The following is a 21,569-nucleotide window of genomic DNA, read 5'->3' as shown; positions in this document are numbered from 1 at the left end:
GGCCTGGGGTTGTCGACGGGTCGGCTTCGCGTGAGGCGGGACTGTCCCGGGGGTGCTCACGGGCCGGGCCTGCGTGAGGTGGGACTGGCCGGGGGTGCCCACGGGGCGACCCTGTGGAAGGCGGGGCCGGCGTGGGAACGCCGACGGCCCGGCACCGCGCGAGGCGGGGCCGGGCCGTCGTATGGGAGATCAGCTCTCCGCGGGCTCCGTGGCGGCCGTGGCCTTACGGGTGCGGCGCACCTTGGGCTTTGCCTCGGCCGTGGCGTCGGCGGCCTCTACGGTCGCAGCGGCCTTGCGGGTGCGGCGACGGGGCGCGGGCGCCTCCGTGGCCGTCGGCTCCTGCGTGGCCTGGGCCGGGATGTCGGCGGCCGAGGTGGCGGTCGCCGCGGTCTTGCGGGTGCGGCGTGCCTTGGGCTTGGCCTCCGTGGCCTCGGCCGTGTCGACGGCGGTCTCGGCGGCGGCCGTCGCCTTGCGGGTGCGCCGCGGCTTGGCCTCGGCGGCCTCCGGCTCCGCGACGGTCGCGGCGGCCTTGCGCGTACCGCGCGGCTTGGCCTCCGTGCCTTCGGCCGTGTCGACGGCGGCTTCGGCCGTGGCCGTGGCCTTGCGGGTGCGGCGCGTCTTGGGCTTGGCCTCCGCTGCCTCGGCCGTGTCGACGGCGGCCTCCGCTGCGGCGGTCGCCTTGCGGGTCCGCTTGGGCTTGGCCTCGACGGCCTCCGGCTCCTGGGCCGTCTGGGCCGGGATGTCGGCGGCCTGGGTGGCGGATGCCGCGGTCTTGCGGGTGCGGCGTGCCTTGGGCTTGGCCTCGGTGGCCTCGGCCGTGTCGACGGCGGTCTCGGCGGTCGTCGCTGCCTTACGGGTGCGGCGGCGCGGCTTGGCCTCCGTCGCCTCCGTCGCCTCCGGCACCTCCGGTGCGGCCTCGGGGGTGCCCTCGGCTGTGTCGACCGCGGTCTCCGCCGTGGCCGTCGCCTTGCGGGTGCGGCGGCGCGGCTTGGTGGCGGGGGCCTCCTCGGGCTCCGCGACCTGGGGAGCCGTAGCGGCCTCGGACGCCTGCACGGCCTCCGTGACCTTCGCGGCCTCCGCCTCGGGCGCCGGCACGGCCTCCGCCGAAGTCGCCTTCGGCTCGGCCGAGTTGCGGGTCCGGCGGCGGCGCGGCTTCGCCGTGGCCTCCTCGGCGGTGTCCAGGGACGGGCCCTCAGCCGTGGTGACAGCCGCCTCTGCGGCGTCCGCGGGCTCGGGGGCCGAGGACACGGCCGTCACGGCCGGGGTCGGCTCCGCCGATGCCCCGCTGCGCGTACGGCGACGGCGGCGCGGGGTACGAGGCGCGGTCACGGACTCGGCCGTGGTGGCCTCGACGGTCTCGTCCGCAGTCGCGGGACCGGCGGCCGGAGCCGACGTCCCGTCCAGCGATGCTCCGCCGCGCGTACGGCGGCGGCGACGCGGCGTACGCGCCGAGCGCTCGCGGTCCGGCGAGGACGAGCGGGACTCGTCCCGGCCGCCCCGGCCACCGCGACCGCGTGCACCGCGTCCACCGGTCTCGCCGAGGTCCTCCAGCTCCTCCGCCCCGAGCCCGGCGCGCGTGCGCTCCGAACGCGGCAGGACACCCTTGGTGCCCGCGGGGATGTTCAGCTCCTCGAAGAGGTGCGGGGAGGTGGAGTACGTCTCCGGCGGGTCGTTGAAGTTCAGCTCCAGCGCCTTGTTGATCAGCTGCCAGCGCGGGATGTCGTCCCAGTCGACAAGAGTGATCGCGATGCCCTTGGCGCCCGCGCGGCCGGTGCGGCCGATGCGGTGCAGGTACGTCTTCTCCTCTTCCGGCGACTGGTAGTTGATGACGTGCGTCACACCCTCGACGTCGATGCCGCGCGCGGCGACGTCGGTGCAGACAAGGACGTCCACCTTGCCGTTACGGAAGGCGCGCAGCGCCTGCTCGCGGGCGCCCTGGCCGAGGTCACCGTGAACCGCGCCGGCGGCGAAGCCGCGCTGCTGGAGCTGGTCGGCAAGGTCGGCCGCCGTGCGCTTCGTACGGCAGAAGACCATGGCCAGTCCCCGGCCGTCGGCCTGCAGTATGCGCGCGACCATCTCGGGCTTGTCCATGTTGTGCGCGCGGTAGACGAACTGCGCGGTGTTCGCGACCGTCGCGCCCTCGTCGTCCGGCGCGGTGGCGCGGATGTGGGTGGGCTGCGACATGTAGCGGCGCGCGAGGCCGATCACCGCGCCCGGCATGGTCGCCGAGAACAGCATGGTCTGGCGGCGGGCCGGCAGCATGTTGATGATCTTCTCGACGTCGGGCAGGAAGCCCAGGTCGAGCATCTCGTCGGCCTCGTCGAGGACGAGCGCCTTGATGTGCTTGAGGTTGAGCTTCTTCTGGCCCGCGAGGTCCAGCAGCCGGCCCGGGGTGCCGACGACGACGTCGACGCCCTTCTTGAGGGCCTCGACCTGGGGCTCGTAGGCCCGGCCGCCGTAGATGGCGAGGACGCGGACGTTGCGCACCTTGCCCGCGGTCAGCAGGTCGTTGGTGACCTGCGTGCACAGCTCGCGCGTGGGGACGACGACGAGCGCCTGCGGGGCGTCGGTGAGGGCCTCGGGCTTGGCGCGCCCGGCCTCCACGTCGGCGGGGACGGTGACGCGCTCCAGGAGGGGGAGACCGAAGCCCAGCGTCTTGCCGGTGCCGGTCTTGGCCTGGCCGATGACGTCCGTGCCGGAGAGGGCGACGGGGAGGGTCATCTCCTGGATGGGGAAGGGGGTGACGATGCCGACGGCCTCAAGGGCCTCGGCGGTCTCGGGAAGGATTCCGAGCTCTCGGAAAGTCGTAGTCAGGGTGCTGCCTCTTCTGTGTGCGCGGTGCGAGGCGAGCGCGGGGGTCTTTGACGGACCGTGCCGGGGGACGTCGGCTGCCATACGGTCGGGCCGTAAGGCACGGGACCACTGCCGACGCTCTAGCGCTCGTACCGCTGAGGGTGTCCCCCTCCGGGCTCCGTACGCAGAGTGCCGTACGGACGGGGAGGGCTGTCGGGTCGGAGCCGATCGGGCCACCGACCGGGCATCCTCATAACGTGCGGCCCGTCGAGATACGTCTGAGTACTCAGCGGGCGCATTACCACCATACCCCGGAAACGCGCACATGCGATGGCCGAATTGGTCACGTAGTCGGCGTCACAGTCATTGACCAGGGACTTCCGCGACGCGGTGAGCGAGCTATTGTGCGCTTCATGACGACGCCTGACAACACTCCTGACGCCTCTGACACCGCTGACTCCACCGTCGAAAACACCGGGGTCGCCGCCCAGGACTGGGCGCAGGCCTCCGCCGATCCGCAGTACCGGGCCGCTGTCGTTGACCTGCTCGGCGCGCTGGCCTATGGGGAGCTGGCGGCGTTCGAGCGGCTGGCGGAGGACGCCAAGCTGGCGCCGACGCTGGCGGACAAGGCGGAGCTGGCCAAGATGGCGTCGGCCGAGTTCCACCACTACGAGAAGCTGCGGGACCGGCTCACCGAGATCGGGGCGGAGCCGACTGAGGCCATGGAGCCGTTCGTCGCCGCGCTGGACGGGTTCCACAAGCAGACGGCGCCTTCGGACTGGCTGGAGGGGCTCGTCAAGGCGTACGTCGGTGACTCGATCGCCAGTGACTTCTACCGGGAGGTCGCGGCTCGGCTCGACTCGGACTCGCGGGGGTTGGTGCTGGCCGTGCTCGACGACACCGGGCATGCGTCGTTCGCCGTCGAGAAGGTGCGGGCTGCGATCGATGCCGATCCGCGGGTGGGTGGGCGGCTCGCGTTGTGGGCTCGGCGGTTGATGGGGGAGGCGCTGTCGCAGTCGCAGCGGGTGGTTGCCGATCGGGATGCGCTGTCGACGATGCTCGTGGGTGGGGTCGCGGACGGGTTCGATCTCGCGGAGGTCGGGCGGATGTTCTCGCGGATTACTGAGGCGCACACGAAGCGGATGGCTGCGCTGGGGTTGGCCGCGTAGGGTTTTCGCCCCCGCCGCCCCTACCCGTCCCATCCTGAAGGGGCTCCGCCCCTTCGACCCCGCCAGGGGGCTGCCCCCCTGGACCCCCGCTTCGGCCCTGAACGGGCCTCGTCCTCAAACGCCGGACGGGCTGATGTTGCTGACCGGCGTTGGTGCGTGGTCGTCGGCGTCAGGGCTTCGGCGGCCGGCGCTTCTTGGGGGTCACGCGGCCGCCGAGTGGCGGTGGAGTCTTCCCGCGGGGCGTACCAGCAGGGAGAGGGAGGCGGCGGAGACCACTGCCGCGCCGATGAGGATCACGAAGAGGTTGCCGAAGTCCAGCGCGGTGTGCGTGATGAAGGCGCCGAAGAGGGCACCGGCGACACCTGTCGGCAGGACCAGGGAGCGGGTGGGCAGGCGGTGCGGCAGGCGGTGGGCGGCAGCCCATGCCAGGGCCAGGCCGAGGATCGCGGAGCTGAGCGCTTCCAAGAGCATGCTGGGGTCCCTCCCACATGGCCGACCTGCTCGAAACGGTCGTAGCCCGTCATACCCCTGACCTGCGGAATGCAATCCTCCCCTGTGATCGGCTTGTGCTCCATCTGTGGAGAAATCCCATCCGGGGAGAGCCGGGGAGATCCGTGGAAGAAAAGGAGGGGCCCGGCGACCGTAGTCACCGGGCCCCTCCCGTCACGCCTGTCTGCCGGCGTCTTGCTACAGCGCCCCGAAGCCCACCTTGCGCGGGGCCGGCTCGCCGAGCTCCACGTACGCGAGGCGGTCGGCCGGGACCAGGACCTTGCGGCCGTGCTCGTCCACGAGGGTCAGCAGCTGTGACTTCCCGGCCAGCGCCTCGGACACGGCCCGCTCGACCTCCTCGGCACTCTGACCGCTCTCCAGAACGATCTCGCGGGGCGCGTGCTGCACGCCGATCTTGACCTCCACGGCTATGTCCCTCCGACGGTCAGTGAAGTGCGCGACCTTCCGCGCCGTACCAGCACACATTAGCCCGGTGAGGGGACGTACACGCTCCGCCCGAGAACGCCAGGAGCGAACAGCGGACGGGAACAAACGCCCCGCACACGCGCGTGCGTGTCAGTGATGCTCCGTGCCGTGCAGCGGGAAGCCCGCGATGCCGCGCCACGCCAGCGACGTCAGCAGCTGCACCGCCTGGTCGCGCGGAACGCTGCGGTCGCTGTGCAGCCAGGAGCGGGCCACCACCTGGGCGAGGCCGCCGAGGCCGGAGGCGAGCAGCATCGACTCCGCGCCCGAGAGGCCGGTGTCCTCGGCGATGACGTCGCGGATCGCCTCGGCGCACTCGTTCGTGACCTTGTCGACGCGCTCGCGCACGGCCGGCTCGTTCGTCAGGTCCGACTCGAAGACCAGGCGGAAGGCGCCGCCGTCGTCCTCGACGTACGCGAAGTACGCGTCCATCGTCGCCCGGACGCGCTGCTTGTTGTCGGTCGTCGACGCCAGCGCGTTCCGTACGGCCTGGATCAGGGACTCGCAGTGCTGGTCCAGCAGGGCGAGGTAGAGGTCGAGCTTGCCCGGGAAGTGCTGGTAGAGCACCGGCTTGCTGACGCCGGCGCGCTCGGCGATGTCGTCCATCGCGGCAGCGTGGTAACCCTGCGCGACGAAGACCTCCTGGGCGGCGCCCAGAAGCTGGTTCCGTCGGGCACGGCGCGGCAGGCGAGTGCCCCGCGGGCGTGCCGCCTCTGTCTGCTCGATGGCTGTCACGCCGCCTCCCAATGTCGTCCACATGCGGTGTGCGCCGCGCCGCCATCGTACTTTTCGGTAACCCTGCTGTGCGCGGTGCGAGCGCAGAATTTCACGGACCGGACGGTGACGAAAGTCCTACAGAAGGTTTGAAACCGGGCTGGAACGGGCAACAAATTGCCTCATTCCTGCTCAGCGGCGCTCTCTTCCACGCTCTTCCGTGTCCGGCCGCACCTTCGTTCGTGCTCGGCGGCACCCTGGGTCGGCTGCCGTCATCGGTGGTCACCGATAGTCGTCCTCGTCGATGGAGACGACACGCGCCTGTTCGGCCAGATCGGCCTCGTTGGCCCGGTCCTGGTTCGCGCCGGTCATCGGGTCGTCGCGGTCGGGCCTGACGTCGGCGTGCTGCTCGGCGGCGTCGGCCGCGGGGGCCTCGACGTCGAACTCCTCGGCTTCCTCGGTGTCGTCGTCCACGAATGTCTCGGGATCGGTGGGATCGACGGCCATGGCGGGCTCCCTTCCTAGAACGTCCCCGTGGGGCACGACGTCCCTGGGTGATGCAGGGGTCCATGTGCGGGTGCCCTGCGTATGAGCCTAGGAGACACAGGTTCTGGACGCTATGCGATCCGCGGGGGATCTGTCGGGGGATTTGCATGGGGATCTGCGGGTATTTGGGCGGGTGTGTGGCTGCCATGTACGTGTCGACTTGTGACGGCGAACACATGAACCATGGCGTGATCGTCTCGTAACATTGCCGCATGTCTTCGACCGAACTCCCGTCCGCGCCGGCGACTGCCAATGTGCTGCCCAAGGTGGCGACCGTCAGGGTCGCGGAGGGGGAGCGGCTTCGATCGGTCGGGCTGCCGGGGATCACGCTGACGGTGCGTTCGAGGCCGCCCGCGCGCGAGGGCCTGCCGCCCGCGCTGTACGTCCACGGACTCGGCGGTTCCTCGCAGAACTGGTCGGCGCTGATGGAGCAGCTCGAGGGCGACGTCGACTGCGAGGCCGTCGACCTGCCGGGCTTCGGCGACTCGCCGCCACCGGACGACGGCGACTACTCGATCACCGCGCACGCACGCGCGGTGATTCGTTATCTGGACGCCTCCGGCCGCGGTCCCGTACACCTCTTCGGTAACTCGCTCGGCGGCGCGGTCACCACGCGCGTCGCGGCGGTTCGTCCCGATCTGGTCCGTACGCTCACTCTTGTGTCGCCCGCGCTGCCCGAAATCCGCGTCCAGCGCACGGCTGTGCCCACAGCGCTGCTCGCGGTGCCCGGGGTGACCGCGCTCTTCACCCGGTTCACCCGGGGCTGGACGGCCGAGCAGCGGGTCCGTGGCGTGATGCACCTCTGCTACGGCGACCCCGGGCGGGTGACGCCGGAAGGGTTCCGCAACGCCGTCGAGGAGATGGAACGGCGGCAGCAACTGCCGTACTTCTGGGACGCGATGACGCGTTCCGCGCGCGGGCTGGTCAACGCGTACACGCTGGGCGGGCAGCACGCGCTGTGGCGCCAGGCCGAGCGGGTGCTGGCGCCGACACTGCTCATCTACGGCGGCCGGGACCAGCTCGTGGGCTACCGCATGTGCCGCAGAGCAGCGCGCACCTTCCGTGACTCCCGCCTGCTGAGCCTGCCGGATGCCGGGCACGTGGCGATGATGGAGTACCCGGAGGTGGTCGCCCGGGCGTGCCGTGAACTCCTCGCGGAAGCGGAGGCGGGGGAGCCGGTGGCCGTCGGCCGGGGCGCGGACGGCGCCGGGGTCAGGAGTGCCGCCGCGGGCGAGGATGAGGCCGTGACCGAGAACGCGGGGAGCTGAGGCGACGTGGGACGCCACAGCCGCCGCGGGTCTGCCGACAAACGCGACACCGCGGACACAACTGCACGACAGGGCTCTCGGGGAGCGCCACCGGAGGCGGGCGGGGCCCAGCGGGGGCCGTCCGTGCCGGGTGCGGGTGGGGGATCCGGCAGGGTCCCCGCTGCGCGGCCGGGTGTGGCTCCGGGGGCGGGGCAGGGCGGTTGGTCGCAGGGCGGTGGTGCTGGGGGCCCCGGTGGGCCTGGTCTCGGCGGGCCTGGTGGTCCCGGGGGGCGCCGGGTGCCTGGTCCGCCGCCCGCTCGGCAGGGGGTGCCGACGGGTGGGGCGCCGACGTATGGAGGGCGGGGGTTCCCGGACGGTACGCCCGCGCATGGCTTTCCCCGGCTGCCTGATGGCACGCCTGCGCAGGGGATCCCGAGGCTGCCCGACGGTACGCCCGCACACGGCTTCCCGAGGCTCCCCGATGGCACGCCCGCCCGCGGTGTCCCTCGCCTGCCGGACGGCACCCCCGCTCAGGGCGTCCCCCGCTTCGTCAACGGCACTCCTGCCCACGGCACCCTCGTCCATGGCGCTCCACAGGCCCGCAGCGGTCACCCCGAGCAGCGTGAACCAGGCGGTGGCTGGGGCGAGTTGAGGGGAGGACCCGGGGTGGCGTACGGCGCTCCCGGGGCGGCCGGTGCTCCAACGGTGACCGGTGTTCCCCTTCCGCGGCCCCGGCGCGGATCGCCGCCCAACGGGCCCCGGCAGGAGTACATCGACGCCTTCGAAGGGGACGTCGACGTCTTCGCGCCCCGTACGTCCGACGCCGCGCACGCCGCCGATCCGTATGCCTCGGTCACCGACTGGGACACCGAGGCCGGGGGTCGTATCGGCGTCGCGAACGACACCGACGACGGTGACGACTTCGACGACGCCCCGCCGACCGGCGAGCCCGTGCAGGCGAAGGGCGCCAAGGGCCGGGCCTTCACCGGCATCGCGGCCGCCGCCGTTGTCACCGCGCTGGCCGTGGTCGTCGCCGGTCAGGTCACGAAGGGGCGGGAGGGCAGCGACGTACAGTCGCAGTCCGCCGCCGATCAGGCGCGGGACGCCCGTGACTCGGCCTCGCGCGGGGACGGGCGGCCGGCGCCGAGCGCGGCGCCGCTGACGTACGAGCAGAAGATCGGCAAGAGGTACGCGCTCAGCCCCACGCTCAAGGGCTCGGGGAAGTTCGACGCGGTCCCGGGGATCGACAGGGCGCCCGGTACGGGGCAGAAGTTCACCTATCGCGTGGATGTGGAGCAGGGGCTCGGGCTCGACGGTGAACTCTTCGCGCAAGCCGTGCAGAAGACGCTCAACGACGACCGCAGCTGGTCCCACAACGGCGCCCGCACCTTCGAGCGCATCTACTCCGGCAAGCCCGACTTCGTGATCACGCTGGCCAGCCCCGGTACGACGGCTGACTGGTGTGCCAAGTCAAGTCTGGACACCACCGTCGACAACGTGTCGTGCGACTCCGCCGCCACCGAGCGAGTGATGATCAATGCGTACAGATGGGCACAGGGGTCGGAGACATACGGTGATCGGATTCACGCGTACCGGCAGATGCTGATCAACCACGAGGTCGGCCACCGACTCGGCTACAACCACGTCACCTGCGACAAGGACGGCGACCTCGCTCCGGTCATGCAGCAGCAGACCAAGTTCCTCGAACGCAACGGGATCCGCTGCCGGGCCAACCCCTGGCCGTATCCCGGGAGTTGACGGGTGACTCACGAGTCACATTGACATGTGCAGCGAGTTCATACATATTTCTGCACATGTCGACCCGTCACGCCTCCTCTCGCGCCGCCATCGAGCTGGCGCTCATCGGTGTGACCCCTCTGTGCGTGGCCGACATTCACTGTCGCTGACGCCCGCCCCTCGGCGTGCGCGTCGCGTTTTTTCCACTCCTGTGAGTCGCTGACGGGTTTCCGGACCCGCGGCTCGTTCATGGGCTTCCGACGACCCGGCGCCGGGGCAGACGTCTGCTCATCTCCGTCTCACTCCTCGTCAAACCGTCTCGCCATTCGAGAACGGGTGCCTTCCGACCCGTCTCCGCGAGAGCAATCAATCCGAGAGGTCGTCTCCGATGCGTCAACCGTCCGTCATAGCGCGCCGCGTGGCCGCGGCATCCGTCAGCCTGGTCGTGGCAGCGGGCGCCGCCGCCTGCGGGCCTGAGGACAACGATGCCAAGAGCGCCGGCGGCGACTCCACGCCCCACAAGGGCGGCACGCTCACGGTCCTGAACTCCGATCCGCAGCAGGACTTCGACCCCGCCCGCCTGTACACCTCGGGCGGCGGCAACGTCCCCTCCCTCGTCTTCCGCACGCTCACGACCCGCAACCGCGAGAACGGCGAGGCCGGCGCCGAGGTCGTCCCCGACCTCGCCACCGACACCGGTCGCCCCAACAAGGACGCGACCGTGTGGACGTACACCCTCAAGGAGGGGCTGAAGTACGAGGACGGCACCAAGATCACCTCGGCCGACATCAAGTACGGTATCGAGCGCTCCTTCGCCCCCGAACTGTCCGGCGGCGCCCCCTACTTGCGGGACTGGCTGGTCGGCGCCGCCGACTACCAGGGGCCGTACAAGGACAAGAAGGGCCTCTCGGCGATCGAGACGCCGGACGAGCGGACCATCGTCTTCCATCTGAACAAGCCCGAGGGCGAGTTCCCGTATCTGGCCACGCAGACGCAGTTCACGCCCGTGCCGAAGAGTAAGGACACGGGTACGAAGTACGAGGAGCACCCGGTCTCCTCCGGGCCGTACAAGGTCGTCACCAACGAGAGCGACGGTGAGCGGCTCGTCCTGGAGCGCAACACCTACTGGTCCGCCTCGACGGACGCCGAGCGCAAGGCCTACCCCGACAAGGTCGACGTACGGTCCGGGCTCGACTCGTCCGTGATCAACCAGCGGCTGTCCTCGTCCCAGGGTGCGGACGCGGCCGCCGTCACCACGGACACCAACCTCGGTCCGGCCGAGCTGGCCAAGGTGACCGGCGACAAGGACCTTGCTTCTCGCGTCGGCACTGGACACTTCGGCTACACCAACTACATCGCGTTCAACCCGACGATCAAGCCGTGCAACAACGTCAAGGTGCGGCAGGCGATCTCGTACGCCATCGACCGGTCGTCCGTGGTCAACGCCGCGGGCGGTTCCGCGCTGGCCGAGCCCGCCACCACCTTCCTGCCGGACCAGAAGTCCTTCGGTTACGAGCCGTACGACCTGTTCCCGGCCGGCAAGGCGGGCAACGCCGCGAAGGCCAGGGAACTGCTGGCTCAGGCCGGTTACAGGGACGGGCTCACCGTCACCCTGACCCACTCCAACGCCAAGGACTTCGAGACCAGCCCCGAGATCGCGACCGCGATCCAGGACGCGCTGAAGAAGGCCGGCATCACGGTCAAGTTGCAGGGTCTGGAGGAGAACGACTACTCCGACAAGATCCACAACGTGAAGACCGAGCCCGGCTTCTTCCTCGCGCACTGGGGTGCCGACTGGCCCTCCGGCGGTCCCTTCCTCGCCCCGATCTTCGACGGCCGGCAGATCGTCAAGGATGGCGCGAACTTCAACACGGGCCTGCTCAATGACGAGTCGGTCAATGCCGAGATTGACGCGATCAACAAGTTGACCGATCTTGACGCGGCCGCGGAGCGATGGGGTGCACTGGACAAGAAGATCGGTGAGCAGGCGCTGACCGTGCCGCTGTTCCACCCGGTCTACAAGCGGCTGTACGGCGAGGACGTCAAGAACGTCGTGATCAGTGACTGGACCGGTGTTCTGGACATCTCCCAGGTCGCGGTGAAGTAGCGCCGTGAGTGAGGCAGTTCTCGCCGTCGAGGCTCCCGGGGTGTCTGCCCCGGGGGCCTCGGGGGCCCGTCAGCTCTGGCGGCGGCTGCGGACGCAGCGCTCCGCCCTTGTCGCGGCGGTCGTCGTCGCGCTGCTCGTCCTGGTCGCGCTCGGCGCACCGCTGCTCACCGCGATCGAGGGCCAGGACCCGACCACGTACCACCCGTCCCTGGTGGACTCCGCGCGCGGGGGCGTGCCCATCGGGTCGTTCGGGGGAGTGAGCGCCGAGCACTGGCTCGGCGTCGAACCGCAGACCGGCCGGGACCTGTTCGCACGGCTGGTCCACGGCGCGCGCGTGTCGCTCGGTGTCGCGCTGGCGGCGACGGTCGTGCAGCTCGTGCTGGGCGTCGTCATCGGCGTCGCGGCCGGGCTCGGCAACCGCTGGGTGGACCTGGTCCTGACCCGGATCGCCGACATCTTCGTGGCCATGCCGCTGATGGTCGTCGCGCTCGCGCTGCTCGCCATCGTTCCCACGAGCTTCCCGCGCCCCGTCCTGGTGGCGCTGGTCGTCGGGCTGGTCTCCGGCTGGGGCACGCTCGCCAAGATGGTGCGCGCGCAGACGCTCACCCTCAAGGAGCTCGACTACGTCGCCGCCGCCCGGCTCAGCGGTTGGGGCACGGTCAGGATCGCCCGCCGCGAACTGCTCCCCGGACTCGCCACACCCGTCATCACATTCGCGGCCATCCTCGTCCCGACGAACATCACCGTCGAGGCGGCCCTGTCCTTCCTCGGCGTGGGTGTGAAGCCGCCGACGCCCTCCTGGGGGCAGATGCTCACCTCCGCCGACGTCTGGTACCAGGCCGCCCCGCAGTATCTGCTGCTGCCCGCCGGCGCGTTGTTCGTGACCGTCCTCGCCCTCACCGTGCTCGGCGACGGCGTGCGCACAGCCCTCGACCCTCGCGCGGCGTCCCGGCTGAGCGTCGGGACGGGCCGCAAGCAGGAGGCCAAGGGGGAGGTGTCGTGACCGGCTTCGGTGGTTTCATTCTGCGGCGTGCCGTCGGCGCCCTGGTAACCCTGTTCGCCCTCTCGGTGATCATCTACGTCGTCTTCTACGTCACGCCCGGCAACGTCGCCCAGATCACCTGCGGCCCGCGCTGCTCGCCGGCCCAGGTACAGCAGGTCGCCGGGCAACTGCACCTCGACGACCCGCTGTACGCGCGTTACTGGCACTTCCTGCAGGGCCTCTTCGTCGGCCAGGACTACTCCACCGGCACGTCGGTGCAGCACTGCTCGGCGCCCTGCCTCGGGCTGTCGTACCAGAGCGACCAGCAGGTCACGGAGCTGATCCTGGCCAAGCTGCCGGTCACGGCGTCGCTCGCGCTCGGCGCCATGGTGCTGTGGCTGGTCATCGGCGTCGGCACCGGCGTGCTGTCGGTGTGGCGGCGCGGCCGGCTCACCGAGCGGCTGCTGACCACGCTCACCCTCGCGGGCATGTCCACGCCGGTCTTCGTCATCGGCCTCGTCCTGATGATCGTCGTCTGCGGGCAGCTCGAGCTGCTGCCGTTCCCGCAGTACGTCGCCTTCACCGACGACCCCGAACAGTGGGCCTGGAACCTGCTGCTGCCCTGGCTGTCGCTCGCGCTCATCGAGTCCGCCACGTACGCCCGGCTGACCCGGGCCTCGATGCTGGAGACCCTCGCCGAGGATCACGTCCGCACCTTCCGGGCCTACGGCGTCGGGGAGCGGGGGATCATCTGGCGGCACGCCCTGCGCGGCGCGGTGGCCCCGCTCATCGCCGTGAACGCCAACAACATCGGCGTCCTGTTCGGCGGCGCCGTGCTCACCGAGACGCTGTTCGGTCTGCCCGGCATCGGCCAGGAGATGGTCGAGGCGGTCAAGGTCGTCGACCTGCCGGTGGTCGTCGGCATGGTCCTGGTGACCGGCTTCTTCGTGGTCCTGGCCAACGCCGTCGCGGACGTGCTGTACGCGGTGGCCGACCGACGGGTGGTGCTGACATGAGCGAGGCCGAGAAGGCGCCCTCCAGGAGCCTTGTCGAAGTGACCGACCTGACAGTCGAGTTCGGCGAGCTGCGCGCCGTCGACCGGCTCTCGTTCCGCCTCCAGCGGGGCGCCGCCCTCGCCCTCGTCGGCGAGTCCGGCTCCGGCAAGTCCACGGTCGCCGCCGCCCTGCTCGGCCTGCACCGCGGCACGGGCGCCCGGGTCGCCGGCGCGATCGAGGTGGCCGGCGTCGACGTACAGGAGGCGCCGGAGCAGACACTGCGGCGGCTGCGCGGCGGCAAGGCGGCGATGGTGTTCCAGGACCCACTGTCGTCCCTGGACCCGTACTACGCCATCGGGGACCAGATCGCCGAGGTCTACCGTGTGCACACGCGTGCCTCGCGACGAGCGGCACGCGCGCGTGCCGTGGAGGTGCTGGACCGGGTTGGAATTCCGGACGCGGTACGGCGATCCCGTTCGCGCCCGCACGAGTTCAGCGGCGGCATGCGCCAACGCGCCCTCATCGCCATGGCGCTGGCCTGCGAACCCGACCTGCTGATCGCCGACGAGCCGACGACCGCGCTCGACGTGACCGTCCAGGCCCAGATCCTCGACCTCCTGCACACGCTCCGCGAGGAGATGGGGACGGGGCTCCTCCTCGTCACGCATGACGTCGGGGTCGCCGCCGAGAGCGTCGACGAGGTGCTGGTGATGAGGCACGGGCGGTCGGTGGAACATGGGCCGGTCTCCGCCGTACTGGGCTCGCCCGAGCAGCCGTACACGCGCGAACTGCTCGGCGCGGTCCCGCGCGTGGACGTGCCGCGCGCCTCGTCCGAAGCTCCCGAGGAGCCGGCCGCGGTCGTCCTGGAGGCGACCGGCCTCCGGCGCGAATTCGGGCGCGGGAAGCGGGCGCTCACAGCCGTGGACGACGTGTCGCTGACGATCCACCGCGGCGAGACCCTGGGCATCGTGGGGGAGAGCGGCAGTGGCAAGACGACCCTAGGGCGCATGCTGGTCGGTCTCCTGGAGCCGACGGCCGGCGAGGTCCGTTACGACGGCCACGCGCGCGTGGGCGTGAATCCCGCGGTGCAGATGGTCTTCCAGGACCCGGTCTCCTCCCTCAACCCCCGCCGCAGCGTGGGCGAGTCGATAGCCGACCCGCTACGCGCGCGTGGCGAGGGCGATGAGAGGCGCGTCCGGGGGCGTGTGCGGGAACTGCTGGAGCGCGTGGGGCTCGAAGCGGCGCATTACGACCGCTACCCGCACGAGTTCAGCGGCGGCCAGCGCCAGCGCGTCGGCATCGCGCGGGCGCTCGCGGCTGACCCGCGCGTCATCGTCTGCGACGAGCCCGTCTCCGCGCTCGACGTGACCACGCAGGCCCACGTGATCGCCCTGCTCGGCGAGCTGCAGCGCGAACTCGGACTTGCGCTCGTCTTCGTCGCACACGACCTCGCCGTCGTACGCCAGGTCAGCGACCGGGTCGCGGTGATGCGGCGCGGGCGGATCGTCGAGGAAGGCCCTGCCGACGAGGTGTACGACAACCCGCAGGACCCGTACACCAAGCAGCTCCTGGCCGCCGTACCTGCACTCGATCCGCAGATCGCGGCCCAGCGGCGGGCCGCACGACGGGAGTTGGCCGTGGTGTGACCGCCCCGGTCGCCCCGGCCGCCCAGTCCGTCCGGTTCAGGAGTGACGGTCCGTGCGCGTTTGAACTCTTAGCGCGACGGAACGCGACCTGCACGGGAAAGTTACGACCGTTCACCCCTTTTGGTGGCGCGATGGACAACCGTCCATCGCGCCACCGCCTTGTCCGCATACGTTCGTCCCGCTGTGAGCCGCGGGGAACGGCGGCTCCCCTTACGGGAGATCGGGGGTGTAGTCGTGCGCATCGGACTGGTTACGGAGGGTGGCTATCCGTATGTGAACGGTGACGCCAGGCTCTGGTGCGACCGCCTCGTACGCGGGCTCGCACAGCACGAGTTCGACATCTACGCGCTCAGCCGCAGCGAGCGCCAGGAGGACGAGGGCTGGGTCCCGCTGCCACCGCAGGTCAGCCGTGTGCGCACGGCGCCGTTGTGGACCGCCGAGGATGACGGGGTGGCGTACGGGCGCCGTGCGCGCCGGCGGTTCGCCGAGTGCTACGGCGAGCTGGTGGCCGTGCTCTGCGCGGGCGGAGCCGCAGACGCATCCGGGGCCCCCGGGGGTGCGTCGGCCACTGAGGCGGACCGTTTCGGCAATGCGTTGTACGGGCTCGCCGAACTCGCCCGCGACGAGGGCGGCCTGGTGGGAGCGCTCCGCTCCGAGGCCGCCGTACGCACCCTTGAGCGCGCCTGCAGGGCGCGGGGCGCCCTGCGCGCGGCGCGTGAGGCGCGCGTACCCGATCTGCTGGCCGTTGCCGCGCATCTGGAACACGCCCTGCGCCCCCTCTCGCTCGACTGGTACGAGGACGACAACCTGGGCTCGGTCGACCTGTGCCACGCCGCTTCCGCCGGTTCGGCGGCCCTGCCCGGCCTGCTCGCCCACCACTTCTGCGGCGTACCGCTGCTGCTGACCGAGTACGGAGTCCGGCTCCGCACGCACTACCTGGCCGCCCCCGAGTCCTCGCCCGCCGTACGGTCCCTGCTCGCCGCCTTCCACGGCAGGCTCGCCGCCGAGACCTACGCCCGGGCCGCCCTCGTCACACCCGGCAACACCCACGCCCGCCGCTGGCAGGAGCGCTGCGGCGCCGACCGCGCGAAGCTGCGCACGGTCTACCCCGGCATGGACGCCGCGCGCTTCGCGGAGGTCGGCGAGGCCCCCGAGTGCGCGGACCCGGACACGCTCGTCTGGGTCGGCCGTGTCGAACCGGCCAAGGACCTGGTGTCGTTGCTGCACGCCTTCGCCGAGGTCCGCAAGGAGGAGCCGAAGACGCGGCTGCGGATCGTCGGCGCCCCCTCCTGCTCCGAGGGCGCCGCCTATCTCGGCCACTGCAAGGTGCTCGCCGCGCAGCTCTTCCCCGACGAGGCCGAGGGCCCGCACACGGTCGGCGACAACCCGGTCTCCTTCGAGGAGGTCGGCGGCCCGGAGATCCCCACGCTCGCCGATGCATACGCCGCGGGTGCCGTGGCCGTCCTGTCCAGCGTCGTCGAGGGCTTCCCGATCAGCCTGGTCGAGGCCATGTTCTGCGGCCGCGTGACGGTGTCCACGGACGTCGGCGCGGTGGTGGAGGTCATCGGCGGCACCGGTCTCGTCGTACCACCGCGCAACCCACGGGCGCTCGCGGAGGCCTGTGTGGCGCTGTTGCGCGACCCTGAGCGCCGTGAGCGCCTGGGCGCGGCGGCACGCGCGCGTGCGCTCGAACTGTTCACCGTCGAGCAGAACGTCGCGGCATTTCACGGCATTTACCTGGAGATCGTCTCGCGCACGCCGGTCCGCCGCGTCGTCCTCGACGAGGCCGGAGCCCCCCTGCCCTTCGCCGTCCCCGCCGAGGCCCACGTCCCCGGCCGCTGGACCGAGCGATCCGCACGCCTGGTGGCCCGCGGCGGCCCGTCCCGCCCGGCGGGAGCCCCCGTGCGCGCCACGGCGTTGCCCGCGACGGAGGCGGCGCGATGAGCGGCCTGGGAGGCCTGGGAGGCCTGGACCGTCCCGAAGCCCCGACCAGCCCTGGGGCCTGGGACGAGCGGTCAGGGGAGTGGCTCGTGGCGGAGACGGACGTCCGCGGGAACGGAGCCGACGCACCGCCCACCGCCGGTCAGGAACCAACCGCCACGCGCACCAACGGCCCCCGACCTGCCCCCACCCGTCGTACCGGCGCCGACCCCGTGAAAGCGCTGATCCACCGTCACCGCGACCTGTGCGAACGCGCGGTGGACCCCCTGGAGATCGCCGCCGGCCTGGAAGCCCACGGCCTCACCGACCGCACCGCGGCACGCTTCCTGCACCGCGACGTCTTCTCCCTCGCGGAGGAGATGTACGCGCGCGTGGCCCGCGACGGCGAAACGCCCTCCAGCCTCCCGCCCCTCACCACCCCCCGCGCACGAGCCGACTGGATTCTCCTCACCCTCCTCCCCGGAGCCCTCTGCGCGGCGGCCGTGACTGCCCTGCACCTGACCCACGGCCGGGCCCGCCTGATCGCGGCCGCCGCGGGAGCCCTCGCCGTGACCCTCGCCCTGCGCGCGGCACTGGCCCGAGGTCCCCTCGCCACCCCGCACGCCGCACGCTCGGCGGCCACCCGCACCTGCTGGCTCTTCGCCTACGCGCTCCTCGGCGACGGACTCCTCCAGGCAGCCGCCATCGGAGGCCCCGACGCCCTCCCCGCCGGCACCGCCGACGGCCCCTGGCCGTTCACCACCGCCCCCGTCCTGGCCCTCGCCCTCTCCTGCGCCCCCGCGGCATGGTGCGCCCACCTCCTTGCCGTACGAGCCCGCCGCAAACTGTCGGCCAGCCGAGCCCTGGAGGACTTCGCCACCTCCGTAAAGCCCCTGCTCCTGGGCACCTTCGCCCTCTACCTCTGCGCCCTGACGGCCCTGCTGACCCTGACCGCGACGGTCCTGGATGAGCCCACCGCCTACCCCCAGACCCTCACCCTGGGCGCCCTCCTGCTCCTCGCCCGCCTCCTCACCACCCACGGCTTCACTCACGCCCCGGGGCTGGTCCTCACCGCCACAGTGACAGCCGAGGCCACGGCCCTGGCCGCTCTCCTCGCAGCCCGCCTCCCCGGCTGCGCCTGGCTGGCCACCCCCGTCCAGTCCCTCATCGACACCTGGGGCCCGGCCGCCATCCCCACCATCGCCTGCGGCGCGGGCGCCCTGACCCTCCTGCTCCACGCGACACGCACCCTCACGAGGGCGTCGGCACACGCACCGGCGGACGGCCCATGCTGACGCGACAGGCACCAGCGACGAGCCGCCCCCGCGTACGGCGCGAAGGCGCGGTGCCGGTGGGTGACCGCCGGCAGCGGCCGACGTCGACGCCGGGGCGCTCTTCGGGTCACCGTTCCGCGAGCCCCCACCCAGCCGCACAGGCCGCCGCAGGCATCCCGGCTCCACCGCCGGAGGCACCCGCAGGCATACGTGCCCGCAGACCCGCTGAAGCCCTTCTGCCTGAAAGTCCCTCTGCCTGAAGTCCTGAAGTCCTGAAGGAGACCCCCAAATGATCACCTCCCGACCCGACCACCCCTCGGCCCCGGGAGCCGCCCGATGAGAGTCCTGCTGATCGGAGCCAACGGCTACCTCGGCCGCTTCGTAGCCGACCGCCTCCTCGCCGACCCCGCCGTCCAACTCACCGCACTGGGCCGGGGCGACGACGCCGACGTCCGCTTCGACCTCGCGTCCGGCAGCCCCGGCGCCCTCACCCGCTTCCTCGACGCGGTCCACCCCGGCGTCGTCATCAACTGCGCGGGCGCCACCAGAGGCGGCGCCCGCGAACTCACCCGCCACAACACCGTCGCCGTCGCCACCGTCTGCGAGGCCCTGCGCCGCAGCGGCTGCGGCGCCCGCCTCGTCCAGATCGGCTGCGGCGCCGAGTACGGCCCGAGCCAGCCCGGCTCCTCCACGGCCGAGGACGCCGTCCCCCGCCCCGGCGGACCGTACGGCGTCAGCAAACTCGCCGCCACCGAACTGGTCCTCGGCTCCGGCCTGGACGCCGTGGTCCTCCGTGTCTTCTCACCCGCAGGCCCGGGCACCCCGGCCGGCTCCCCCCTCGGCCGCCTCGCCGAGGCCATGCGCCGCGCCATGCAGTCCGGCGACGGCGAGCTCAAACTCACCGGTCTCGGCGCGCAGCGCGACTTCGTCGACGTCCGTGACGTGGCCCGCGCCGTCCACGCCGCCTCGCTGTCCGCCGCGCAGGGCGTCATCAACATCGGCTCAGGCCGCGCCGTCCGCCTTCGTGACGCCGCCGCCGTCCTCGCCCGCGTGGCCGGGTACGGCGGCGCCCTCCACGAACTCGACGGCCCGCCCGGCCCGTTGCGGCCGTCCATCGGCCACCCCCGCGCCGACTCGGACCACATGGCCCACGCGGCGCACGCGGGCCACGCCGCCCCGGTCGCGTACCCGGACGGCTGCGGGAGCTGGCAGCAGGCCGACGTGCGCACCGCACGCGACCGGCTCGGCTGGCGCCCCCGGATCAACCTCGAAGAGTCCCTCGGTGACATCTGGATGGAGGCGGCATGCCGTATCTGACCGGCACACCACCGACTGCAACGAGCACAGACCTCCGCACCGGCCTCGGCATCCCCGGCTACGCACACCCCCTCCTCGCCCCCACCGAGTGGGGCGAACTCACCCGCCCCGGCACCCCCGTGCACTGGGTGGTCCTGAACGTCGCGGACGGCCCCGGCACCCGCCCCGACCCGCACTGCCTCGAGACCGCCGGAAGGCTCCGCAGAGCGGGAGTCCGCGTTCTGGGCCACCTGGGCACGGCCCGCCTGGAAACAGGCCGTCGGGAGACGGTTCGTCGGGAGACGGCCCGCCTGGAGACGGCGCACCCCGACCCGGCGCACCTCGACACGGCCCACGGCGCCCGCGCCTTCGGCGAGGTGATCTCCGAGGCGCACCGTTACCTCGACTGGTACCGGGTCGACGGCTTCTTCCTGGACCGCTGCCCGACCGAACGCGCCGACCTGCCCGCGATCCGCCGCACGATCACCACGCTCCGCGCGCTGCGTGACGAGGCCCACATCGTCCTCGGCCCCGGCACCCACCCCCACCCGGGCTACGCCGAGTGCGCCGACCAGTTGGTCACCTTCCGCGGCTCGTGGAGCGACTACCGGTGGTCGCAGGTGGCGGAGTGGACCGCCGACTACCCGCCCGACCGCTTCTGCCACTTCGTCCACGGAGTGCCCCGCCCCCACCTGGACGAGGCCCTGCGCATCGCCCGCTGGCAGGGCGCGGCGACCATCTATTTCACCGACCACACGGACCGCACCGACCGTGGTGGCCGCACCGACGCCTGGGGGACCATGCCCGGCTACTGGGACGAAATCGTCTCGCGGATCGGAACAGGTGTCTCGGAATGAAAAAGGCCATGGCACTGTTACGGAGAGAACAACCGTAGTGATCGACCGACCAACGGAGTCCCCGTGTCGCTGCCACCCCTGGTCGAGCCCGCATCCGAGCTCACCGTAGACGAGGTCCGCAGGTACTCCCGCCACCTGATCATCCCCGACGTGGGGATGGACGGGCAGAAGCGGCTGAAGAACGCCAAGGTGCTGTGTGTGGGCGCCGGCGGCCTGGGCTCGCCGGCGCTGATGTACCTGGCCGCCGCGGGCGTCGGCACGCTCGGCATCGTGGAGTTCGACGAGGTCGACGAGTCGAACCTGCAGCGCCAGATCATCCACAGCCAGGCTGACATCGGCCGCTCCAAGGCCGAGTCGGCGCGCGACTCCGTCCTCGGCATCAACCCGTACGTGAACGTGATCCTTCACGAGGAGCGGCTCGAGGCCGACAACGTGATGGACATCTTCAGCCAGTACGACCTGATCGTCGACGGCACGGACAACTTCGCGACCCGCTACCTGGTCAACGACGCCTGCGTGCTGCTGAACAAGCCGTACGTGTGGGGCTCGATCTACCGCTTCGACGGCCAGGCCTCCGTCTTCTGGTCCGAGCACGGCCCCTGCTACCGCTGCCTCTACCCGGAGCCCCCGCCGCCGGGCATGGTCCCCTCCTGCGCCGAGGGCGGCGTCCTGGGCGTGCTGTGCGCGTCCATCGGCTCCATCCAGGTCAACGAGGCCATCAAGCTCCTCGCCGGCATCGGCGAGCCGCTGGTCGGCCGACTGATGATCTACGACGCCCTGGAGATGCAGTACCGCCAGGTCAAGGTCCGCAAGGACCCGAACTGCGCGGTCTGCGGCGAGAACCCGACCGTCACCGAGCTCATCGACTACGAGGCCTTCTGCGGCGTCGTCTCCGAGGAGGCCCAGGAGGCGGCCGCCGGCTCGACGATCACTCCCAAGCAGCTCAAGGAGTGGATCGACGACGGCGAGAACATCGAGATCATCGACGTCCGCGAGATCAACGAGTACGAGATCGTCTCGATCCCCGGCGCCACGCTGATCCCGAAGAACGAGTTCCTCATGGGCACCGCCCTGGAGACCCTCCCGCAGGACAAGAAGATCGTCTTGCACTGCAAGACGGGTGTCCGCAGTGCGGAAGTCCTCGCGGTCCTCAAGTCGGCGGGCTTCGCCGACGCGGTCCACGTCGGCGGTGGCGTGATCGGCTGGGTCAACCAGATCGAGCCGCACAAGCCGGTCTACTGAGCGGACTTCCTGGCCCGCAGGGCGGGCCTGGCTCGGACGGCGGGGGCTTCGCGCACCACAGGTGCACGAGGC

Annotated in this window: 18 protein-coding genes; 13 read left to right on the top strand and 5 right to left on the bottom strand. The window is 71.6% G+C overall.

Annotated elements, in window-relative coordinates; translation table 11 throughout:
- Window positions 1-189 precede the first annotated feature (189 nt).
- Complete coding sequence (locus tag ADL12_RS38585) at window positions 190-2,895, bottom strand: DEAD/DEAH box helicase (protein WP_062711809.1); 2,706 nt, start codon at window positions 2,893-2,895, stop codon at window positions 190-192.
- A gap of 311 nt (window positions 2,896-3,206) precedes the next feature.
- Here ADL12_RS38585 and ADL12_RS38580 point away from each other — a divergent pair, with 311 nt between their 5' ends.
- On the top strand, window positions 3,207-3,962 hold the full coding sequence (locus tag ADL12_RS38580) for a ferritin-like fold-containing protein (RefSeq protein ID WP_062711819.1): 756 nt from the start codon (window positions 3,207-3,209) through the stop codon (window positions 3,960-3,962).
- Between the two features lie 201 nt (window positions 3,963-4,163).
- Here the strand turns inward: ADL12_RS38580 and ADL12_RS38575 are convergent, their stop codons facing one another.
- The 4 genes from ADL12_RS38575 to ADL12_RS38560 form a co-directional block, all read right to left on the bottom strand.
- Window positions 4,164-4,433: a hypothetical protein gene (locus ADL12_RS38575; RefSeq protein WP_062711806.1), complete on the bottom strand. Its 270-nt coding sequence runs from the start codon at window positions 4,431-4,433 to the stop codon at window positions 4,164-4,166.
- A 216-nt stretch (window positions 4,434-4,649) separates the two neighbouring features.
- Window positions 4,650-4,877, bottom strand: a complete 228-nt coding sequence (locus ADL12_RS38570) for a DUF3107 domain-containing protein (RefSeq protein ID WP_062711803.1) — start codon at window positions 4,875-4,877, stop codon at window positions 4,650-4,652.
- Between the two features lie 150 nt (window positions 4,878-5,027).
- Window positions 5,028-5,669 carry a TetR/AcrR family transcriptional regulator gene (locus ADL12_RS38565; protein WP_062711801.1) on the bottom strand — a complete coding sequence of 214 codons (642 nt, stop codon included), beginning with the start codon at window positions 5,667-5,669 and terminating at the stop codon, window positions 5,028-5,030.
- A gap of 261 nt (window positions 5,670-5,930) precedes the next feature.
- Window positions 5,931-6,155, bottom strand: a complete 225-nt coding sequence (locus ADL12_RS38560; protein WP_062711799.1) for a hypothetical protein — start codon at window positions 6,153-6,155, stop codon at window positions 5,931-5,933.
- Between the two features lie 251 nt (window positions 6,156-6,406).
- Between ADL12_RS38560 and ADL12_RS38555 the strand changes: the two genes are divergently transcribed.
- The 12 genes from ADL12_RS38555 (at window position 6,407) to moeZ (ending at window position 21,497) form a co-directional block, all read left to right on the top strand.
- A complete protein-coding gene (locus tag ADL12_RS38555) occupies window positions 6,407-7,462 on the top strand; it encodes an alpha/beta fold hydrolase (protein WP_062711797.1) in 1,056 nt (351 codons plus the stop codon).
- 6 nt (window positions 7,463-7,468) lie between these two features.
- Window positions 7,469-9,199, top strand: coding sequence for a DUF3152 domain-containing protein (locus ADL12_RS38550; RefSeq protein ID WP_062711795.1), 1,731 nt, complete (start codon window positions 7,469-7,471; stop codon window positions 9,197-9,199).
- A gap of 56 nt (window positions 9,200-9,255) precedes the next feature.
- Window positions 9,256-9,348, top strand: a complete 93-nt coding sequence (locus tag ADL12_RS58185; protein WP_341846396.1) for an Ms4533A family Cys-rich leader peptide — start codon at window positions 9,256-9,258, stop codon at window positions 9,346-9,348.
- Window positions 9,349-9,566: 218 nt separating this feature from the next.
- Window positions 9,567-11,285, top strand: coding sequence for an ABC transporter substrate-binding protein (locus ADL12_RS38545; protein WP_062711793.1), 1,719 nt, complete (start codon window positions 9,567-9,569; stop codon window positions 11,283-11,285).
- A gap of 4 nt (window positions 11,286-11,289) precedes the next feature.
- Window positions 11,290-12,288, top strand: coding sequence for an ABC transporter permease (locus tag ADL12_RS38540; protein ID WP_062711790.1), 999 nt, complete (start codon window positions 11,290-11,292; stop codon window positions 12,286-12,288).
- Window positions 12,285-13,283, top strand: coding sequence for an ABC transporter permease (locus tag ADL12_RS38535; protein WP_062711786.1), 999 nt, complete (start codon window positions 12,285-12,287; stop codon window positions 13,281-13,283). Before ADL12_RS38540 ends, ADL12_RS38535 begins: the two co-directional genes overlap by 4 nt.
- Window positions 13,280-14,908 (top strand): dipeptide ABC transporter ATP-binding protein, encoded by a 1,629-nt coding sequence (locus ADL12_RS38530; RefSeq protein ID WP_062711783.1) that lies wholly within the window; start codon window positions 13,280-13,282, stop codon window positions 14,906-14,908. Before ADL12_RS38535 ends, ADL12_RS38530 begins: the two co-directional genes overlap by 4 nt.
- A gap of 234 nt (window positions 14,909-15,142) precedes the next feature.
- Window positions 15,143-16,852, top strand: a complete 1,710-nt coding sequence (locus ADL12_RS38525) for a DUF3492 domain-containing protein (protein ID WP_062711780.1) — start codon at window positions 15,143-15,145, stop codon at window positions 16,850-16,852.
- Between the two features lie 5 nt (window positions 16,853-16,857).
- Complete coding sequence (locus ADL12_RS38520) at window positions 16,858-18,123, top strand: hypothetical protein (RefSeq protein WP_062711817.1); 1,266 nt, start codon at window positions 16,858-16,860, stop codon at window positions 18,121-18,123.
- A gap of 315 nt (window positions 18,124-18,438) precedes the next feature.
- Complete coding sequence (locus tag ADL12_RS38515) at window positions 18,439-19,419, top strand: NAD-dependent epimerase/dehydratase family protein (protein WP_062711778.1); 981 nt, start codon at window positions 18,439-18,441, stop codon at window positions 19,417-19,419.
- Window positions 19,407-20,255, top strand: coding sequence for a spherulation-specific family 4 protein (locus ADL12_RS38510; RefSeq protein ID WP_062711775.1), 849 nt, complete (start codon window positions 19,407-19,409; stop codon window positions 20,253-20,255). Before ADL12_RS38515 ends, ADL12_RS38510 begins: the two co-directional genes overlap by 13 nt.
- Before the next feature lie 63 nt (window positions 20,256-20,318).
- Window positions 20,319-21,497, top strand: coding sequence for an adenylyltransferase/sulfurtransferase MoeZ (gene moeZ, locus ADL12_RS38505; protein WP_062711772.1), 1,179 nt, complete (start codon window positions 20,319-20,321; stop codon window positions 21,495-21,497).
- Window positions 21,498-21,569: the final 72 nt, after the last annotated feature.

Origin of the sequence: Streptomyces regalis, from assembly GCF_001509475.1 — a bacterium.
GTDB lineage: Bacteria > Actinomycetota > Actinomycetes > Streptomycetales > Streptomycetaceae > Streptomyces > Streptomyces regalis.
Note: the sequence above shows the minus strand (reverse complement) of the source record. Positions and strands in the feature narration are given on the sequence as shown.